This is a genomic window from Paenibacillus sabuli (genome assembly GCF_014705605.1).
GTDB classification, from domain to species: Bacteria; Bacillota; Bacilli; order Paenibacillales; family Paenibacillaceae; genus Paenibacillus_D; species Paenibacillus_D sabuli.
The window spans coordinates 74,238-92,222 of sequence record NZ_JACXIZ010000035.1 but is presented as its reverse complement, the minus strand read 5'-3'; the positions used below and the strand labels follow the sequence as shown (position 1 = coordinate 92,222).

The 17,985-nt window shown below is 53.9% G+C and carries 18 protein-coding genes; 2 read left to right on the top strand and 16 right to left on the bottom strand.

Annotated features, from left to right (window positions below; translation table 11 throughout):
* Positions 1 to 52: 52 nt before the first annotated feature.
* A complete protein-coding gene (prli42, locus tag IDH44_RS19110; RefSeq protein WP_190920416.1) occupies positions 53 to 151 on the top strand; it encodes a stressosome-associated protein Prli42 in 99 nt (32 codons plus the stop codon).
* Here the strand turns inward: prli42 and lipB are convergent.
* The 5 genes from lipB to lpdA form a co-directional block, all read right to left on the bottom strand.
* Complete coding sequence (gene lipB / locus IDH44_RS19105) at positions 148 to 852, bottom strand: lipoyl(octanoyl) transferase LipB (protein ID WP_190920415.1); 705 nt, start codon at positions 850 to 852, stop codon at positions 148 to 150. The two genes, prli42 and lipB, sit on opposite strands and share 4 nt — an antisense overlap.
* 18 nt (positions 853 to 870) lie before the next feature.
* Positions 871 to 2,151 (bottom strand): dihydrolipoamide acetyltransferase family protein, encoded by a 1,281-nt coding sequence (locus IDH44_RS19100; protein ID WP_190920414.1) that lies wholly within the window; start codon positions 2,149 to 2,151, stop codon positions 871 to 873.
* Positions 2,152 to 2,181: 30 nt separating this feature from the next.
* Positions 2,182 to 3,165: an alpha-ketoacid dehydrogenase subunit beta gene (locus tag IDH44_RS19095; protein WP_190920413.1), complete on the bottom strand. Its 984-nt coding sequence runs from the start codon at positions 3,163 to 3,165 to the stop codon at positions 2,182 to 2,184.
* Complete coding sequence (locus IDH44_RS19090; RefSeq protein WP_190920412.1) at positions 3,153 to 4,196, bottom strand: thiamine pyrophosphate-dependent dehydrogenase E1 component subunit alpha; 1,044 nt, start codon at positions 4,194 to 4,196, stop codon at positions 3,153 to 3,155. The genes IDH44_RS19095 and IDH44_RS19090 overlap by 13 nt, the downstream gene beginning before the upstream one ends.
* A 112-nt stretch (positions 4,197 to 4,308) precedes the next feature.
* Positions 4,309 to 5,739, bottom strand: a complete 1,431-nt coding sequence (lpdA, locus tag IDH44_RS19085; RefSeq protein WP_190920411.1) for a dihydrolipoyl dehydrogenase — start codon at positions 5,737 to 5,739, stop codon at positions 4,309 to 4,311.
* Positions 5,740 to 5,904: 165 nt separating this feature from the next.
* Here lpdA and IDH44_RS19080 point away from each other — a divergent pair, with 165 nt between their 5' ends.
* Positions 5,905 to 6,186 carry a DUF2627 domain-containing protein gene (locus IDH44_RS19080; protein ID WP_190920410.1) on the top strand — a complete coding sequence of 94 codons (282 nt, stop codon included), beginning with the start codon at positions 5,905 to 5,907 and terminating at the stop codon, positions 6,184 to 6,186.
* A 79-nt stretch (positions 6,187 to 6,265) separates the two neighbouring features.
* Here the strand turns inward: IDH44_RS19080 and spo0A are convergent, their stop codons facing one another.
* From spo0A to folD, 11 genes are all read right to left on the bottom strand, one after another.
* The gene (gene spo0A, locus IDH44_RS19075) at positions 6,266 to 7,084 is read right to left on the bottom strand and encodes a sporulation transcription factor Spo0A (RefSeq protein ID WP_190920409.1); all 819 of its coding nucleotides are present in this window, start codon (positions 7,082 to 7,084) and stop codon (positions 6,266 to 6,268) included.
* A 308-nt stretch (positions 7,085 to 7,392) separates the two neighbouring features.
* Positions 7,393 to 8,718 (bottom strand): SpoIVB peptidase, encoded by a 1,326-nt coding sequence (gene spoIVB, locus IDH44_RS19070; protein ID WP_190920434.1) that lies wholly within the window; start codon positions 8,716 to 8,718, stop codon positions 7,393 to 7,395.
* Positions 8,719 to 8,832: 114 nt separating this feature from the next.
* Positions 8,833 to 10,539, bottom strand: a complete 1,707-nt coding sequence (gene recN / locus IDH44_RS19065) for a DNA repair protein RecN (RefSeq protein ID WP_190920408.1) — start codon at positions 10,537 to 10,539, stop codon at positions 8,833 to 8,835.
* A 15-nt stretch (positions 10,540 to 10,554) separates the two neighbouring features.
* Positions 10,555 to 11,007, bottom strand: a complete 453-nt coding sequence (gene ahrC / locus IDH44_RS19060) for a transcriptional regulator AhrC/ArgR (protein ID WP_190920407.1) — start codon at positions 11,005 to 11,007, stop codon at positions 10,555 to 10,557.
* A 17-nt stretch (positions 11,008 to 11,024) separates the two neighbouring features.
* Positions 11,025 to 11,483: a hypothetical protein gene (locus IDH44_RS19055; RefSeq protein WP_223869822.1), complete on the bottom strand. Its 459-nt coding sequence runs from the start codon at positions 11,481 to 11,483 to the stop codon at positions 11,025 to 11,027.
* Positions 11,484 to 11,706: 223 nt separating this feature from the next.
* Positions 11,707 to 12,528: a TlyA family RNA methyltransferase gene (locus tag IDH44_RS19050; RefSeq protein WP_190920406.1), complete on the bottom strand. Its 822-nt coding sequence runs from the start codon at positions 12,526 to 12,528 to the stop codon at positions 11,707 to 11,709.
* A 15-nt stretch (positions 12,529 to 12,543) separates the two neighbouring features.
* Positions 12,544 to 14,445, bottom strand: a complete 1,902-nt coding sequence (gene dxs / locus IDH44_RS19045; protein ID WP_190920405.1) for a 1-deoxy-D-xylulose-5-phosphate synthase — start codon at positions 14,443 to 14,445, stop codon at positions 12,544 to 12,546.
* Between the two features lie 130 nt (positions 14,446 to 14,575).
* On the bottom strand, positions 14,576 to 15,487 hold the full coding sequence (locus IDH44_RS19040) for a polyprenyl synthetase family protein (protein ID WP_223869821.1): 912 nt from the start codon (positions 15,485 to 15,487) through the stop codon (positions 14,576 to 14,578).
* Positions 15,484 to 15,747 carry an exodeoxyribonuclease VII small subunit gene (xseB, locus tag IDH44_RS19035; protein WP_190920404.1) on the bottom strand — a complete coding sequence of 88 codons (264 nt, stop codon included), beginning with the start codon at positions 15,745 to 15,747 and terminating at the stop codon, positions 15,484 to 15,486. Before xseB ends, IDH44_RS19040 begins: the two co-directional genes overlap by 4 nt.
* Positions 15,731 to 17,104, bottom strand: coding sequence for an exodeoxyribonuclease VII large subunit (xseA, locus tag IDH44_RS19030; RefSeq protein WP_190920403.1), 1,374 nt, complete (start codon positions 17,102 to 17,104; stop codon positions 15,731 to 15,733). Before xseA ends, xseB begins: the two co-directional genes overlap by 17 nt.
* 7 nt (positions 17,105 to 17,111) lie before the next feature.
* Positions 17,112 to 17,972 (bottom strand): bifunctional methylenetetrahydrofolate dehydrogenase/methenyltetrahydrofolate cyclohydrolase FolD, encoded by an 861-nt coding sequence (folD, locus tag IDH44_RS19025; RefSeq protein WP_190920402.1) that lies wholly within the window; start codon positions 17,970 to 17,972, stop codon positions 17,112 to 17,114.
* Between the last annotated feature and the right edge of the window lie 13 nt (positions 17,973 to 17,985).

Here is a 17,985-nt window from a genome sequence, read left to right as displayed (position 1 = left end):
ACAATAGAAGAAGCGTTGTCCAATCTCTCTAAACGGAAAGGAGACCGACGAAATGATCAACCGCAAAGTCGTCAAAATCGTGGTCTACCTCATGATCGCTTCCATGTTGTTATCGACGCTCGTCATGGGCCTGGGCATGATGTTCGGCTAATTCGCTATCTCTACTGTGATGGCCGACGGTTCGTAATGGAAAATACGGCACAGGTGCGGCAGCAGCTCGTCGGCAGCCTGCCGCACCGACTTGTCGCGGCCCGTCAGATCGGCCAGCGACGTGACGCCGTATGTTTGAATGCCGCACGGCACGATGCCGCGAAAGCCTTCCTCGGCAATGCCGGCCTTCAGGTTTAAGGCAAACCCATGACTCGTCACAAAGCCTCTGCGCTTGCGGCATTTGTTGAATTTGACGCCGATGGCCGCGATTTTCAGATCTCCCACCCACACGCCGGTATACTCTGGCTTGCGCGAGCCTGCGATTCCGTACTGCGCCAGCCAATCGATAATGGCCTGCTCCAGACTGCGCAAGTAGGCGTGCAGATCGAGTCCTTGGGCATCGAGGTACAACAGCGGGTAACCGACCAGTTGACCCGGACCATGGTACGTAATATCGCCGCCGCGGTCTATCTCATACAGTGCGATTCCTTTTCGCTCCAGTTCTTCCTTGCCGAGCAGCAAATGCTCGGGATGCCGCTGCGAACCGATTGTGTACGTCGGCGGATGCTCCAGCAGCAGCAAAGTGTCTCCGCGCGCTCCCTCATCCATCTCGCGAACATAGCGCTTCTGCAGCTCCCACGCCTGCCCGTAATCGACGACGCCGATATAGCGCGCGTCCCATTGCTTGTTGATTGCGCTCATGGCTGATCCCTTCTTTGGTCAATACAATTTAGTGTCCAGTGTATAGCTTTCCAGATTGTCCTTGACGCGCTGCAGGAAGCGCCCGCAGATGACCCCGTCCAGGATGCGATGATCGAGCGACAAGCATAGATTCGCCATTGACCGCACCGCGATCATATCGTCAATGACGACCGGCCGCTTGACGATCGATTCGAACGTCACGATAGCAGCCTGGGGGTAGTTGATGATCGGATAGGACAAGATCGATCCAAAGGATCCCGTATTGTTGACCGTGAACGTGCCGCCCTGCATATCGCTTAGCGTCAGCTGGCCGTCGCGCGTTTTACGGGCAAGATCATCGATCTCGCGCGCCAGGCCGGCGATGTTTTTTTGGTCGGCATTTTTGATGACCGGGGTCATGACCGCATCCTCGGTGCCGACTGCCAGCGATATATTAATGTCGCGCTTGATGATGATCTTGTCGACCGCCCACACCGAATTCATAATCGGAAAATCTTTGATGGCATTGATGACAGCCTTCATCATAAAAGCCAAATAAGTCAAATTTACGCCTTCGCGCTTTTTGAATTCGTCCTTCAGCTTGTTGCGCAGCACGACAATATTGGTCACGTCGACCTCAATCATCGTCCACGCGTGCGGAATTTCCGTGACGCTTTGCCGCATATTGCGCGCGATACTGTTGCGCACCGGGCTGACGTCAAGCAGGTGTTCCCCTTTGCCGATCTGCGGTCTGGCTTCACCCTCCATGTTCGGGTTGCGAGGCGCCTCGGTCAAGTGCAGCCCTGTCGTACGCAGCGGCATCGTATCGCTTTTTGCGGCTTCCTTACGCACTGGCGGACTGCCCGCCTCTACATGCGCCAAGATGTCCTTGCGTGTAATTCTTCCGCCAAGGCCGGTGCCTTTTACCGCTGCGAGCTCGATCTTATGCTCTGCGGCCAGCCGTTGAACGGCTGGCGAATACCGATGGCGCATGCTTTGATCCGCCGCTTCTTCGGGTTCTGTCTCCGATGCGTCGGGCGTTGCGACGTCGCCCTCCGGCGGCGCGGTCGCTTCGCCCTCCGTTTCGATCAGACATATGGCGGCGCCCACTTCGATTGTTTCGCCGTTGCCGGCCAATATTTTTACCAATGTGCCCGACACGGTAGACGGCAGCTCCGCATTGACCTTGTCGGTCAGCACTTCGCAGATCGGTTCGTACAGCTCCACGCGGTCGCCGGGCTGCTTGAGCCACTTGTCGATCGTCGCGGAGACGAGCGACTCGGCCAACTGCGGCATCACGATTTCCGTCATCGATTTCATCGCGCTTTTCATCTCCTAACCCCAATCTAATCAATACAGCGCCAGTTCGCGCATCGCTTTTTTCGTTTTCTCGACATTCAGCATATAGAACTTTTCGCTCGGCGGATTAATCGGCATCGCCGGCACATCCGGGCCGCATAGCCGCTGAATCGGCGCGTCCAGCTCATAGAGCAGCTCCTCGGCAATCAGTGCGGCTACTTCCGCCCCGACTCCGCCGGTTTTGTTGTCCTCATGCACGATCAGCACCTTGCCGGTGCGCTTGACTGCCTCGACGATCGCCTGCTTGTCAAGCGGCTGCAAGGTCCGCAAATCGAGCACATGCGCGCTGATGCCCTCCTGCTCCAGCTCCTCGGCGGCCTGCATGACATAATGAAGGGGCAGGCTATACCCGATCACCGTTATGTCCTCGCCCTCCCGGAGCACGTTAGATTCCCCGATCGGGACCGCGTAATCGCCCTCCGGCACTTCGCCGGTGACCAGCTTATAGCATTTCTTATGCTCGAAGTACAGCACCGGATCGGGATCCTGGATGGCCGACTTCAACAACCCTTTGGCGTCGGCTGGCCGGTAAGGCGCGACGATTTTCAGTCCCGGCGTACCGAAAAAGACCGACTCCGGACATTGCGAATGATACAAGCCTCCGAATATGCCGCCGCCGATCGGCGCACGAATGACGACCGGGCAGGACCAATCGTTATTGGAACGATAGCGAATTTTGGCCGCTTCGCTAATTATTTGATTCGTGGCGGGAAACATAAAATCGGAATATTGCATCTCCGCGATTGGCTTCATGCCGTACATGGCCGCTCCAATTGCTACACCAGCAATGGCCGATTCCGACAAAGGCGTATCCATCGCCCGCTGCTCGCCGAATTGCTCCTGCAAGCCTTTGGTGGTCGTGAAGACGCCGCCCTTGAGCCCGACATCCTCACCGAGCACGAACACACTCGCATCGCGTTCCATCTCCTCTTGCATGGCAGAGCGGATCGCATCGATATAACTCATGACCGCCATGTCGCGTTGCTCCCTTCTTCGTCAGACTCCGCATAGACGTAGCGGAGGGTGTCCTCCGCTGCCGGGAACGGCGCCTTGTCGCCATAAGCGGTCGCCTCGTCCAGCTCCTCGCGGAGCTGCTTGAGCAACGTCTGCTCGCGCGCTTCGTCCCATAGACCGCAGTCCATCAGGTAGGCGCGATAACGCGGCAGTCCGTCCTGATTGCGGTGTTGCTCGACCTCTTCTTTCGTCCGATACGCCAGATCGTTGTCCGAGGTAGAGTGCGGCGAGATCCGATACATTTTGGCCTCGACCAGCGTCGGCCCTTCGCCTTCGACGGCTCGCCGCCGGGCTTCCTTGACGACCCGGTACACTTCGAGCGGATCGTTGCCGTCGACCTCGATGCCCGGGAAGCCGTAGCCCGCCGCGCGATCGCTGATTTTTCCCGCCACTTGCCGATGAATCGGCGTCGATATCGCATATTGATTATTTTCACAGAAGAAGATGACGGGCAGCTTGTGTACGCCTGCGAAATTACAGCCCTCGTGAAAATCGCCTTGATTGCTTGAGCCTTCGCCAAAGGTCACAAACGAAACGAGCCGTTCTCCCTTCATTTTGGCGGCGAGCGCCACGCCGGCGGCATGCGGAACTTGCGTCGTAACCGGACTGGAGCCGGTGACGATGCGCAGCCGCTTGCTTCCAAAATGACCCGGCATTTGACGGCCGCCGCTATTGGGGTCCTCCGCTTTGGCAAATACGGAAAGCATCAGCTCCTTGAGCGTCATGCCCACCGAAAGCACGAACCCGTAATCCCGATAATAGGGTAAAAAATAATCCTGACTGCGATCCAATGCGAAAGCTGCCCCTACTTGCGCCGCTTCCTGGCCGATGCCCGAGACGTGAAAGTTGATTTTGCCGGCACGCTGCAAGAGCATGCAGCGCTCGTCAAAGGCACGAGCTTTTTGCATCGACACATACATTTCTACGGCTTCTTTGTCCGTTAATCCCAATTCGTCATGTAACGTTTGTTGAGCCGATCCGGATTTTGTCATGGGGAGAACCCTCCTATCCGTAATACATGAATGGCCAACGTCTGTAGCCTTTATAACCTGGTACTAAGACTTGGTTATACCAATTATAACGCTTTTGCCGCCAAAAAGAAACTCAATACACCAAGGCTTGTCCGTTAACCGCCAACATGGCTTCGCCGAGCGCCTCCGAGAGACTCGGATGCGGATGAATGGCTTGACCGATTTCCCACGGCGTGGCATCGAGCAATTGGGCCAACGAAGCTTCTGCGATCAACTCCGTTGCTTTGGCTCCAATGATATGGACGCCGAGCAAATCGCCGGTGGTCTCCTCGGCTACGACCTTCACAAAGCCTTCCTGCTCCCCGCTGATAACTGCCTTTCCTATGGCCTGGAACGGTATTTTACCGACCTTGACTAGCATCCCGCGCTTGCGCGCTTCGGCTTCGGTCCAACCGATTGAAGCAATCTCCGGACGCGCATAAATGCAGCGCGGAATGCGATGCGGCTCATAAACTGCCGCATCAGGCGAACCGAGCAAATGCTCCACCGCGCACAGTCCCTCGTGAGCGGCAGCATGCGCAAGCTGAACGCCTCCGGTCACGTCCCCGATCGCATAAATATGCGGCTCGGTGGTTTGAAGCGATCGATTTACGGCAATGACGCCGTTCCGAATTTCTACGTCGGTATTTTCGAGCCCGATCGTTTCGCAATTGGCTTGTCTGCCGACGCACACCAACATTTGATCGGCTTGCAAACGCACGGGGCCGTCCGATGTTTCGGCTTGCAGCGTGCAACGACCGTCTTCGATTGCATAGGAGGGGAGCTCAAGCTGCACATTGGTCAACACCCGTATGCCGCGAGCGCGAAACGCTTTTTGCAACGCATTGGAAATATCCGCGTCCTCGCCAGGCAGCAAGCGTGCCGCCATCTCCACCAGGGTCACCTCGACGCCGAAATCGGAAAGCAGCGATGCCCATTCCACGCCGATGACGCCGCCCCCGATAATGAGCAGGGAGTTCGGCAATTGCTCCAGTTCGAGCGCTTGGTCGCTGTTCAATATATGTATGCCGTCAGGCTCCAAACCTTGCAGCATGCGCGGGCGCGAACCAGTGGCAATCATGAGATTGGAAGAAACGACCGTTTCCATATCCCCATCCGCGAGCTCCACGGCGACCGAGCCGCTGCGCGGCGAAAAAATGGAAGGGCCAATGATCCGCCCTTTTCCATGTACCACCTGTATACCATGCTTGCGCATCAAGTGCCGCAGCCCTCCGTACAATTGATCCACAACTTCCTGTTTGCGTTGATGAACGCGTCCGTAATGCAAACGGATCGCTTCGTCCTCCACTTCAACCCCGAAAGCGGACGCATGTTTAATTTGATGGTACAAGTTGGCACTATGAAGCAGGGATTTGGTCGGTATGCACCCTTTGTGCAAACAGGTTCCGCCTATTTTATTTTCCTCAATAAGAACGACGCTTTTTCCCGCTTGTGCCGCTCGGATGGCCGCGGTATAACCGCCGGGCCCTCCGCCCAATATGGAAAGATCTGCTTCGATCGGCAATTTAACTCCTCCATTTCAATCACTCATGACCTATACAAGCTATTGTACCTGTTTTACAGGGCATCCATCAATCCATGGACAGCTTATGATGAAAAAGGTATGATGGAAGTATTCATTTAAACAGAAATGTCGCCGGTTTGAGCCATGCAGGGAGGATTCAAAAGGATGAACGCTCGGATTGTAACCGCACGCTTTATTGCAGTACTATTGCTTGTCATTCCCGGGCTGGCAGCCGCCTACGGTTTTTTAGCCCTCAAAGAAGTATTTTTTTCGTACTTTTCCGATTTTGGCAACGATGAGACTACGCCTCAATTTATGTGGGGAAAGTTTATAATCGGCGCTCTATTTTTTTTGGCAGGTGTCGGTTTTATCGGGGGTTGGATCTTTTTCAGGGACCGCAAGCGCAATTATGTGGCTCCGCGATTTAAAGAAAAGAAAAAAAGCTGACAAATGGATGGCCTCGAGGCCATCCATTTTCATTTTCTAAGTATTTGGAAGCTGCTGCGTGCTAATTCCGTCCTGGCTTTCAGCTCACCTTATGCTCAATCCGCAGCTTATCGGCGACCATCGCGATGAATTCGGAGTTGGTCGGCTTTGACTTGCTGATGTTGATCGTGTAGCCGAACAGGTGGCTGATGCTGTCGATGTTGCCGCGCGTCCACGCGACCTCGATCGCGTGGCGGATCGCTCGTTCGACGCGGCTCGGCGTCGTTTTGAACTTCTCGGCGATCGCAGGGTAAAGCGTTTTTGTAATCGCGCCCAATATTTCGATGTTGTTATATACCATAGTGATGGCTTCGCGCAAATACTGATAGCCCTTAATATGCGCCGGCACGCCGATTTCATGAATGATACTCGTTATATTGGCATCGAGATTTTTGCCTTTGGCAAGCGGAACAACATTGGACTTCATATTGTTCGTCATTGCGCTGGTGTAGCTGGTGCCTGGGGATGCCACCGAAGAATTTCCGACAAGCTGGCGAATTCGGTTTGCCAGCACCTCCATATCAAATGGTTTTAAAATATAATAAGAAGCACCAAGCTGAACGGCTTTTTGGGTAATATTTTCTTGTCCAAACGCCGTCAGCATTATAATTTTGGGCATGCTGGGCAAATCCATTTCGCGAAGTCGTTCCAATACGCCGAGTCCGTCAAGATGCGGCATAATGATGTCCAAGATTAAGACGTCCGGCACGGTTTGCCCTTCTTCAAGCTGCCGAAGCACCTCTTCCCCGTTATACGCTACACCTGCAACCTCCATATCTTCTTGATCCGAAATATACTCCGAAAGCAAGTTTGTAAATTCGCGATTGTCATCAGCCAGCAATACCTCAACCTTTTGCAATGTGTAATCCTCCTCTAAACTGGGATTGGAATGATTTTCATGTTGCTTAGTTATAACTTTCGACATCCAAAATCAAATTCCTTCTGTCGAAATTTATTTTTCTTTATTTTTTTTGATATTTGATTTATAATAAAATATTTACAACATAATTCTTCACAGGACGTCTTATTTCGGTGATTTTCGACAGACCTCTAAATGATTACCTGATTAGCGAAGATTTGAAACGCAAATCGGATGCCGATCAGACAATCGTTATGTAATTGTAAAGACATCCCGTTTATTTTCTCCGGGATGTCCTGTTGACTCAGTTAACCTGCACGGTAGTGGGTTTCGTTTGGTTTTAAAAGCACGCCTGCATCCTGAAGCATCCATTCAATAAAGCAGCCGTAACCGGACGAAGGGTCGTTGACAAAAACATGCGTCACTGCACCGACTAATTTGCCGTTTTGCACAATGGGGCTGCCCGACATGCCTTGCACAATGCCTCCAGTGCTTTCGAGAAGCCGCGGATCGGTAATTTTTATCACCATTCCTTTTGTAGCGGGAACGCTTTGCTTCGTCACGTGCGCAATTTCAATATCAAATTTTTCCACTTTTTGACCTTCAATTACAGTCAAAATATGAGCCGGTCCTTCTTTAACATCCTCTGCAAAGCCAATTGGTACAGGCTTCATATTGAAGCTGTGAGACGGCAGCTCCGTCATTTTACCAAAAATGCCGAAAGCCGTGTTGTTTAAAACATTGCCTAAAATTTTGCCGTGTTTGACAAACTGCGCTCTTTTTTCGCCCGGCTCTCCACTATGGCTCTTGTTAATGGACATCACATTGGATTGCACAATTTCTCCGCTATCGACTTCGATGGATTGTTGCGAGTCCATATCGGTGATGACATGGCCGAGGGCGCCGTAGACGCCTTGGTCCGGCGCATAAAACGTTAGGGTGCCGACACCTGCAGCAGAATCGCGAATGTACAGCCCTAATCGCCAAGCCTGGTCCATTTCGTCAAAAGTGGGTGCAATCGTTCGTTGCAGTAGCTCGCCTTTTCGTTTTACGGTCAGATGCAAAAGCTGCTTCTTTTCTCCAGCTTCTTTTACCAATGCTGCCAATTTACCAACCTCATTGTAGTACCCGCCATTGACCTTCACGATGAGATCGCCAAGCTTGACGCCGGCACCTTCGCCGGGCGATACCATACTCCCATCTTTTTTTCGAATTTGATGATGACCAACGACCATAATGCCGGCTGATTTTACCTTGACACCAATCGTTTGCCCGCCTGGAATAACTTTTAAATCCGGTACGACATTGACTTTGACCGTTTTGAACGGGATTTTCCCAAACAGCTTAAGCTTCATTTCGGTTTGTCCGCTGTGCAGCGGGGCAATTGACAGCGGCTTGCGCAAATCCACGCGGATCGACTGGTTGTGCGAACCGTTGACTTGCAGCACATGAGGGTCTACATCCACTTTCGCTTGCACCGGCATTTCATAATTCAGATGCTTCATTTGCCCTGCAAACAAACGAAGCTCATTCGGAAACGCGGCAAAATGCTGGAAGGGGGAGGATGTACTGATCATGCCTACGAAGAGTGCGAGGACAAGCCCAAACCATCGCTTCCGATTGCTGAAGTTCAATGATTTCACGCTCCCTATGGTTCCTTCGCTTGACGAGTACCGCCAATTGCGTACCTATAAGGTACCCTGCCCCTTCGCTTTTATGTCCCATAAAACCTTCCCCCTCTGGTTGCATTACGCTCCTTTTTGCCGCTTCGCCAGATCAAGCATTTCCTGCGCATGATGCCTGGTTTTTTCGGTCACTTCCACACCGCCCAGCATCCTGGCCAGCTCTTCGATTCGCTTGATCGGCATTAATTCGAGTACGGAAGTGACCGTCCGTCCCGCGCTGATGCGTTTTCGAATTTCATAATGATGATCCGACATGCAGGCTACCTGCGGCAGATGGGTAATGGCGAACACCTGACAGTGCGCCGCAAGCCGCGAAAGCTTTTCGGCAATGGCTTGAGCCGCTCTCCCGCTCACGCCCGTATCGACTTCGTCAAATATTAGCACTGGAATCTGATCATGACGCGCGAATATCGCCTTGAGCGCAAGCATGACCCGCGACATTTCGCCGCCCGATGCGATTTTGCTCAGCGGCTTAAGCGGTTCTCCGGGATTGGGCGCAATTGCAAATAGCGCTTCGTCCATTCCTTGGGGCCCCAAGCGATATTTCGCTTCGCTTTTATTTGAAGGATGCTGAAAAAGTTGTACTTCAAACAATGTTTTGTCCATTTTAAGCTGCTTCAGCTCTTTCACGATTGCGGCCGATAACTGTTTGGCGGCGTGCTTTCTTATATTCGACAGCTCGCCTGCCAGTTGCGAAGCATGGGCTAACAACCGCTTTTGTTCCTCGCGCAGAAGCTGAAGGTGTTCTTCATGATTTTCCAGTCGGTCTGCATCGATCGAGATTTTTGTGACATATTTCAAGATATCCGGTATTGTTTCCCCGTACTTGCGTTTCAATCCATGCAGCAAATCCAGACGCTGTTCGATAAAGTCAAGGCGTTGCGGATTGGCCTCAATGTCCTCCAGATAATCGCGCAACTGAAACGCTGCATCCTCGGCTTGATAATAGGCTGACTGCACCTGTTCATACAAAGCGCCGATGCCGTCGTCATACGCTTGCAGCTCCTGCAGCTTCGTTGCGGCCCCGCGAAGCGCATCAAGACCGCCGCCATCTTGGAGCAAATCATACGTATCCGCCGCTCCTTTCATTCTGCGATCGGCATGCGCCAGGAAATGTTTTTCTTCCTCCAGCTCCTGCTCTTCTTCTGGCTTCAGATCTGCACTGCGAATTTCTTCAATTTGAAAACGATACAAATCCAGCATTTGCATATTTTGACGCGCGTTTTCCTCAAATTCCTTTCGTTCCGCAGTTACACGCTGATAAGCTTCATAGGCCTCGCGATAAGCCGCTTTGCGCTCGGCCAGCGGCTCCCCCGCATACAGATCGAGCCATTCCAAATGACGCTCCGTTTTTTGCAGCGACTGATGCTCATGCTGTCCGTGAATATTGATAAGATGTTCGCCCGCCTCGCGCAAAATAGCCAAATTGGCGGCTTGACCGTTAATTCGACTAATGCCTTTTCCATGCGCGTAAATATCGCGCCGAATGATCAGCAGTTCTTCCGGATCGACTTGAATGCCATTGCTCTCCAAGCATTGCCACACAGGATGGTTGATGCTTAGATCAAAGACGGCTTCAATTTCAGCTTTGTCGCAACCATGACGAACCATATCAGAGGCACCTCGTCCGCCCGCCAAAAGACCGAGCGCATCGATCAGAATCGACTTTCCCGCCCCCGTTTCACCTGTGAGGACATGAAAACCGCGATGAAAGTTTACGGTTGCCTTTTCGATAACAGCCAAATTGCGAACGGACAATTCACGCAGCATTTGCGAACACCTTCCTTAGGATTGAATTAATTCTAGCAGCCGTTTTTTTACCTCGGCGCTTTGCGTTTTGCCCCGGCAAATAATCAGCACAGTGTCATCCCCGCAGATTGTACCCATGACTTCGTCCCAGTTCATGTCGTCAATCAATACGCCAATGGCATTGGCCGTGCCGGGTCCGCATTTCATGACAATTAAATTGTCGGTACTGTCGAGCCTTTCATAATGATCGACGAGCGTGCGTTTCAGCTTGTAAACCGGATTGTAACGCTGTTCGCCGGGCATTGCATATTTGTACTTGCCTTCTTCTGTTTGTACCTTGATGAGCTGCAACTCCTTGATATCACGCGAGACAGTCGCTTGCGTCACCTGAAGACCGGCACCGCATAGAGCGGCCACGAGCTCGTCTTGGGTTTCGATTTCTCCGGCCGCAATCAGCTCGCGTATTTTAACTTGACGTCTTGCCTTCATCGTTCAAGCCTCCCATATTATTGCGATTCTTCAATTTGAAAGGTAATCACGCGCACTGTCCCCTCTTTGCCGTCGGCATATAACACGCCTTCGCAATATGGAACCAGCAAGGAGTAGACCAACAAACGATCGCGCACGCCCGCGCCTGTCCAATCCATCGGCATTCGTTCTCTGGCTGTCTTTACCATATAGCGCTTGCCGTCGCGCTCGGCAACATAATCGATGTAGAGCCTGCTCTGCAGCACTTGATCGTCCAGACCGATGCGCAGCGGTATGCGATGCTTGCCGGAAAGCACTTCATATCCGTTCGCTTCAAGCAGCTTGACCCAAGGATCGTCCGCGCTCGGCTCGGCTCCGTCCTGAAGCAAGATAAGACGCCGACCGCTCGGGGTATGAAGCCATCGATAAAACAATCGATACAGCCAAATGATGAGGATGGTACCGGCTACAAGCATGACGAACCAGTCTGCATACATGTGCAGCGCCCCCTTGCATTCGAATTGCTTATGTACCATTCGATATGCATCGGGGCTTTTCCTTTTCAAATGAAGCATTCTTCCGTTATCGCATTTTTAGGAACACTTGTCCGCGAACTTTTGTTCGTATATCTGAAGTGTACCAAAAAATCCGCTCACGGTAAAGAAAAAAAAGAAACAATTTGCCAACCAGGCATGATTGTTCCGGTTTTTTTGCTTAAGATTAGGAAAAAGCTCTGATAGACTCAAGAATGACTTCATCGATTTGATCCTCGAACGGTCCGGCAGGATCCGTCGAAGGCGACCACGACCAATGCGCCAAAAATTCCACATTCCCCTGCCCGCCTGTAATTGGGGAGAAGGTCAGATTGAGCAATTGAAAGCCGATGGCTGCAGCTGACTGCGTCACGCTCTGCAGCACTTCGCGATGAATCGCAGTGTCTCGCACAACGCCCGATTTCCCGACCTTTTCTCGCCCCGCCTCGAACTGCGGCTTGATCAGCGCGACGACCTCCGCATGCGCCGGCAGCAAATTTGCGAGCGCCGGCAAAATGATGCGAAGCGAGATAAAAGAAACATCTATGGAAGCAAAGGTCGGCACCGGTCCGTCAAGATCCTCCGATTTCGTATAGCGAAAGTTGGTCCTCTCCATCACTTTAACCTGAGGATGCGTACGCAACGACCAATCCAATTGATTATAGCCCACATCTATGGCATAGACGAGCTTGGCCCCGTTCTGAAGCGCGCAATCGGTGAATCCGCCGGTCGAAGCGCCGATATCCAGCATCACGACACCGTTCAAATCAAGTCCGAATTCCCGTATTGCCTTTTCCAGCTTGAGACCGCCGCGGCTTACATATGGATGGGCCGTCCCTTTTACCGAGATCGCCGACGTGCGCGCTACCTTTGTCCCGCTCTTGTCAATTCGCTGGCCATCCACCAGCACTAAGCCGGCCATAACGGCCGCTTTTGCCTTTTCCCGGCTTTCGTAAAGCCCTTGTTCCACCAACAACACATCGATTCGTTCTTTTTCAGCGCTGCTCATTTCTCTCCTTATGCCCTACAGCCTGCTGCCGCTCGCGCTTTTACGCGGCCTCGGCAGCATTCGCATAATTTCGGAGGCCACGGCCTCCGATGTCAGCCCGGTTTCGGCCCTCTGCTCTTGAATGGAGCCGTGCTCGATGAATCGGTCCGGAATGCCGATACATTTCACCTGAACATCTTGCACGCCGCGTTCTGCATAAAATTCTAACACGGCACTGCCGAGTCCGCCGCTGACTGCGCCCTCTTCAAGCACCAGAATGCGGCCGTTTTCGGAAGCCAGACGCATCAGCATCTCCTCGTCGAGCGGTTTGATAAAACGCGCATTGACGAGTCTGACCGACAGGCCTTCGCGCTTCAATAGCGCGGCAGCCTCCTCGGCAACCTCGATCATCGGACCGAGTGTGACGATCGCCGCCGATTCGCCGCTCTGAAGCTCTTCCCATGAGCCGATGGGGATCGTTTGCATCTCCGGATTGAGCGCTACGCCGCGGCCTGTGACACGAGGGTAGCGCACCGCAATCGGACCGTCATTGTAAGCCAGCGCGGTTTTCATCATGTCGCGCATTTCGTTCTCGTCCTTCGGCATCATGATGACGATATTGGGAATATGCCGCAGGAACGGCACGTCGAACACGCCATGATGCGTCTCGCCGTCGGGACCGACGAAGCCTGCGCGATCGATTGCAAAAACGACGTTCAAATTTTGCCTGCAGATATCATGAACCACCTGATCGTACGCACGCTGCAAGAAGGTCGAATAGACCGCAAATACAGGCTTCAGCCCTTCGACCGCCAGCGCAGCGCACAGTGTCGCCGCATGCTGCTCGGCAATACCGACGTCGAACATCCTTCCCGGAAAACGTTCGCCGAACTTGATAATTCCGGAACCGCCAGGCATCGCCGGCGTGACGGCGACGATGCGCTCGTCCTGCTCCGCCAGCTCGATAAGCGCGTTGCCGAACACTTCCGTATACATTGGCGGTCCTACTGCTTTAAGGACTTGGCCCGATTCAATCTTGTATGGCGTAATGCCGTGCCATTTATGCGAATCCGATTCGGCCGGGGCGTAGCCCTTGCCTTTGGTGCTGAGCACATGCACGAGTACAGGGCCGCCTACTTTATCGGCTTGCTGGAACGCTTCCATCAGCTTGCCGATGTCGTGCCCGTCCACCGGACCGAGGTATGTCAATCCCAATTCTTCAAACAGCACGCCTGAGACGACCATATACTTCAAGGAATCCTTGAGCCATTCGGCGGTCTTGGTGATTTTGCCGCCAATTGCCGGAATTTTGCTTAGCAATTGATGGACTTCATCCTTGACCTTTTGATAATTTTTGGCGGACCGCATTTTGCCCAAATAGTTGTGGATTGCGCCGACATTCGGGGCGATGGACATTTCGTTGTCGTTCAGCACCACCACCATGTTGCGCTTTTCATGTCCGATATGATTGAGCGCCTCCAGCGCCATACCACCGGTCAATGCGCCGTCGCCGATGATCGCCACGACTTTGTTCGTTTCTCCTTTGAGGTCGCGAGCCAGCGCCATCCCCATCGCCGCGGAAAGAGACGTGCTGCTATGACCGGCCTCCCATACGTCATGCTCGCTCTCCGAGCGCTTCACAAAGCCGCATAAGCCTTTATATTTGCGCAAGGTGTCGAATTTATCCATTCGACCGGTCAGCATCTTGTGAACGTAAGATTGATGGCCCACGTCGAACACGAACTTGTCTTGCGGGCTGTTGTATAAATAATGAAGCACGACCGTTAACTCGACGACACCGAGATTGGGAGCCAGATGGCCGCCCGTCTCCGAAAGCTTTTCGATTAAAAACGACCGAATTTCAGCGGCCAGCTGCTCAAGCTCTTGCGTCGTGAACTTTTTGAGATCTTCCGGCTTCGTGATTTGTTCAAGCAGCACGTGTTTTCCTCGCTTTCCTGGACTGAAAACACTTGTCGTCCAGCGGCCGGCTCCTATTGGTGGCAGCCAAAAACCGCGATATTTCCACCCATTATAGCATAATTCGATCCGCTTCCCAAATTGGCCGCGACTAATGATCGCGTTGCATCATATAATCGGCCAGCGCGAGCAAATATTCAGGTTTTTTAAATTTTGCCGATTCCAAGGCCGCTTTGGCCTCACTCGTCAGTCGCTCGACAAGCGCCCGGCTTTCCTCGACACCGAGCAAATAAGGATACGTCACCTTGCCTTGAGCAACGTCGCTGCCGGTCTTTTTGCCGAGCTTGTGCGCATCGCCGGTCAAGTCGAGAATGTCGTCCTGCACTTGAAAAGCAAGGCCAAGCTTCGTTCCGAATTCGGCCAGCGAATCGAGCTGGGCGACCGAGGCCCCACCGACACGACCGCCGGCCAAAAGCGCAAACGCAATCAAATCACCGGTTTTGTGCAAATGAATGTATTCCAGCTCTTGCAGGGAGGTAATGCCTTGCTCGCCCAGGATGTCCGCGGCCTGCCCGCCGACCATGCCGCGTGCGCCGGCCAGTGCAGTGAGGTCTTTGACAATGGCCAAAGCGATCTCGGGCTTCAATCCCGTGTCCGCGGGGGCTGCAGAGATGCAATAAAAGGCGTGGGTGAGCAAGGCATCGCCTGCCAGAATAGCCATCGCTTCACCGTACACTTTGTGGTTGGTCGGCTTGCCCCTACGGTAATCGTCATCGTCCATAGCAGGCAGGTCGTCGTGAACCAGTGAATACGTATGAATCAATTCAACCGCGCAAGCGATCGGCATAGCTTGCTCCTCCGCTCGCTCCTCTCCGCGCACAGCGCCGGCGGCTGCCAAAAGCAAGACGGGGCGAAGTCGCTTGCCGCCTGCTTGCAAGGAATACTGCATGGATTCCCTGAGCTGGACAGGGATGTTCCAATCGGCGGGAAGCACCTCAGCGAGCGCCGCGTCAATTCGCTTTGCTTGTCTGGCGATATACGTTTTTACGTCCGGACCGCTCAAAAGGATTCTCCTTTTTCTTCATTTGCCTCCAACTCGGCAAACGGTTTTTTCACAACGCCTTGCTCGGTCTCAAGCAATTGCTCGATTTTACGCTCTGCCTGCTCCAGCTTGCTGCCGCATAATTGCGAAAGACGCATGCCTTCCTGAAACAGCTCAATCGAAGTCTCCAGCGGCGCGTCGCCGCTCTCCAACTGGGCAACGATGGTCTCCAATTGCTCCATTGCTTCCTCGAAGCTGACCGGCTTATCCGTCTTGCTCATCGTTTGCATGCTCTCCTTTCATTGACCAGACCTGACAATCCAGCTCGCCGTCGGTTATCTTGACCTTCAACTGATCGCCTGGCTGTACATCTTTGATTGAACGAATGATCCGTTTGCCGTGCTCGTCGTAGACGAGGCTGTAGCCCCTGCCCATTACCTTGAGCGGACTGAGCGCATCGAGTCCTCGCACCGCACTGCTCCAGGCGGCGCGATGATCGCGCAACCGTCCCAGCATCGCCACTCTTAGGCTTCGCCTGACGGCGGCTACCGCTTGGGCGCGTTGCTCCAACCGCGCTCCGGGATGGACGGCGGCCAGCTTGGACTGGGCGCGCAGCAGCCGCTCTCTCCCCCTGCCGGCCCGACGCTCGAGCACTGCCGTCATCCGGGCTGTCGCGCGATCCAATCGCTGCACCGGCTCCAGCAGCGCTCGGTGCGGCTGGGTCAACACCGTCGCACGCTGCATGCGCGCCAGTCGTTCCTGGCCGCGGCGGAGCTGCGACTGCAGCGCCTGCGTCATACGCTGCTTATGCCGCGTCAGCTGCTGACGCAGCTCAGCCTGATGCGGGACAGCGAGCTCGGCAGCAGCCGTGGGGGTAGCCGCGCGCAGGTCCGCCACGAAGTCGGCAATCGTATAATCCGTCTCGTGACCGACAGCGGAAATAACCGGCACCGGCGAGGCCACGATCGCACGCGCGACCGCCTCCTCATTGAATGCCCATAGCTCTTCCAGCGAGCCGCCTCCGCGTCCGATGATGAGCACGTCGATCTCGGCCGCATCCCGCACCAGCTCAAAAGCGCGAACGATGGAAGGCGCCGCTTGGGCGCCCTGCACGCTCACGGGCACGAGCAGCACTGGCACCGACGGAAATCGGCGTTTTAAGGTCGTCAAGATGTCGCGTACCGCTGCACCGGTTGGAGAGGTCACAACTGCGATGCCTCTTGGGAATGCAGGAACAGGCCGTTTGCGCTCCGGCGCGAACAGCCCTTCTGTGTCCAGCTTTTTTTTCAACTGCTCATAAGCCAGGTGCAGGCTTCCGAGCCCGTCAGGCTGCATGGCAGTAATATAGAACTGATAAGCGCCGTCGCGCTCATATACAGAAATGTTGCCGCTCGCCACTACTTTTGTCCCGTTGTTCGGACGAAAAGGAAGACGGGAATTGTGCGAGGCGAACATAATGCATTTCAGGCGGCTGTCCTTGTCTTTGAGGGTGAAATACATGTGGCCGCTGGAATGGTGCGTAAAGTTGGAAATCTCACCGCGCAGCCACAAGCCGGACAGTAAAGCGTCTGAATCGAGCTTCATGCGAATGTACCGATTCACTTCTTTGATGGTGTAGATACGCGGCTGTTCCGCCACCGATTCATCACTCCTCGATTCCGTTCATCCTCGCAGCTGCCTTCAGCGTGTTCGCCAGCAGCATCGTAATCGTCATTGGACCGACTCCGCCCGGCACGGGCGTGATGTAACCGGCCGTATCCAGCACGTCGTCATAATCGACATCACCCGCCAGTTTGCCGTTGTCCAGCCGGTTAATGCCCACATCAATGACAATGGCGCCCGGTTTGACATAGCTCTTGCCGATTGCTTTTGGCCGTCCGATCGCCACCACCAGTATATCGGCGCTCCTGGCCAGCTCCTCCATATTGGTGGTACGGGAGTGGCACACAGTGACCGTCGCATTTTCCTGAAGCAGCAGCATCGCCACGGGCTTGCCGACAATATTGCTGCGACCGATTACGACAGCGTGCTTGCCTTCGATCGATTGGCCCGTTTGTTTGATGAGCGCGATACAGCCCGCCGGCGTGCAAGGCACGAGACTTTCGTCGCCGATCACCAGGTTGCCCGTGCTGATTGGATGGAAGCCATCGACGTCCTTTTTCGGGTCGATCGCATTTGTCACAGCTTTCTCGTCCAGATGCTTTGGCAACGGCAGCTGTACCAGGATGCCGTGAATGCTCGATTGCGCATTAAGCAGCTCAACAAGAGACAGCAATTGCTGTTGTGTCGTATCCGCGGGCAATCGATGCACCTCGGAATAGAACCCCATCGCTTGACAAGCCTTTTCCTTGCTGCCGACATAAACCTTTGAGGCCGGATCCTCCCCGACCAGTACGACGGCCAATCCCGGTTTGACTCCTTGTGCGACAAGCTTTGCCGCACGTTGTTTGATTTCCTCGCGGATCTGGCCCGACAGCTGTTTTCCGTCAATGATTTGTGCAGTCATGGTTGATTCGCTC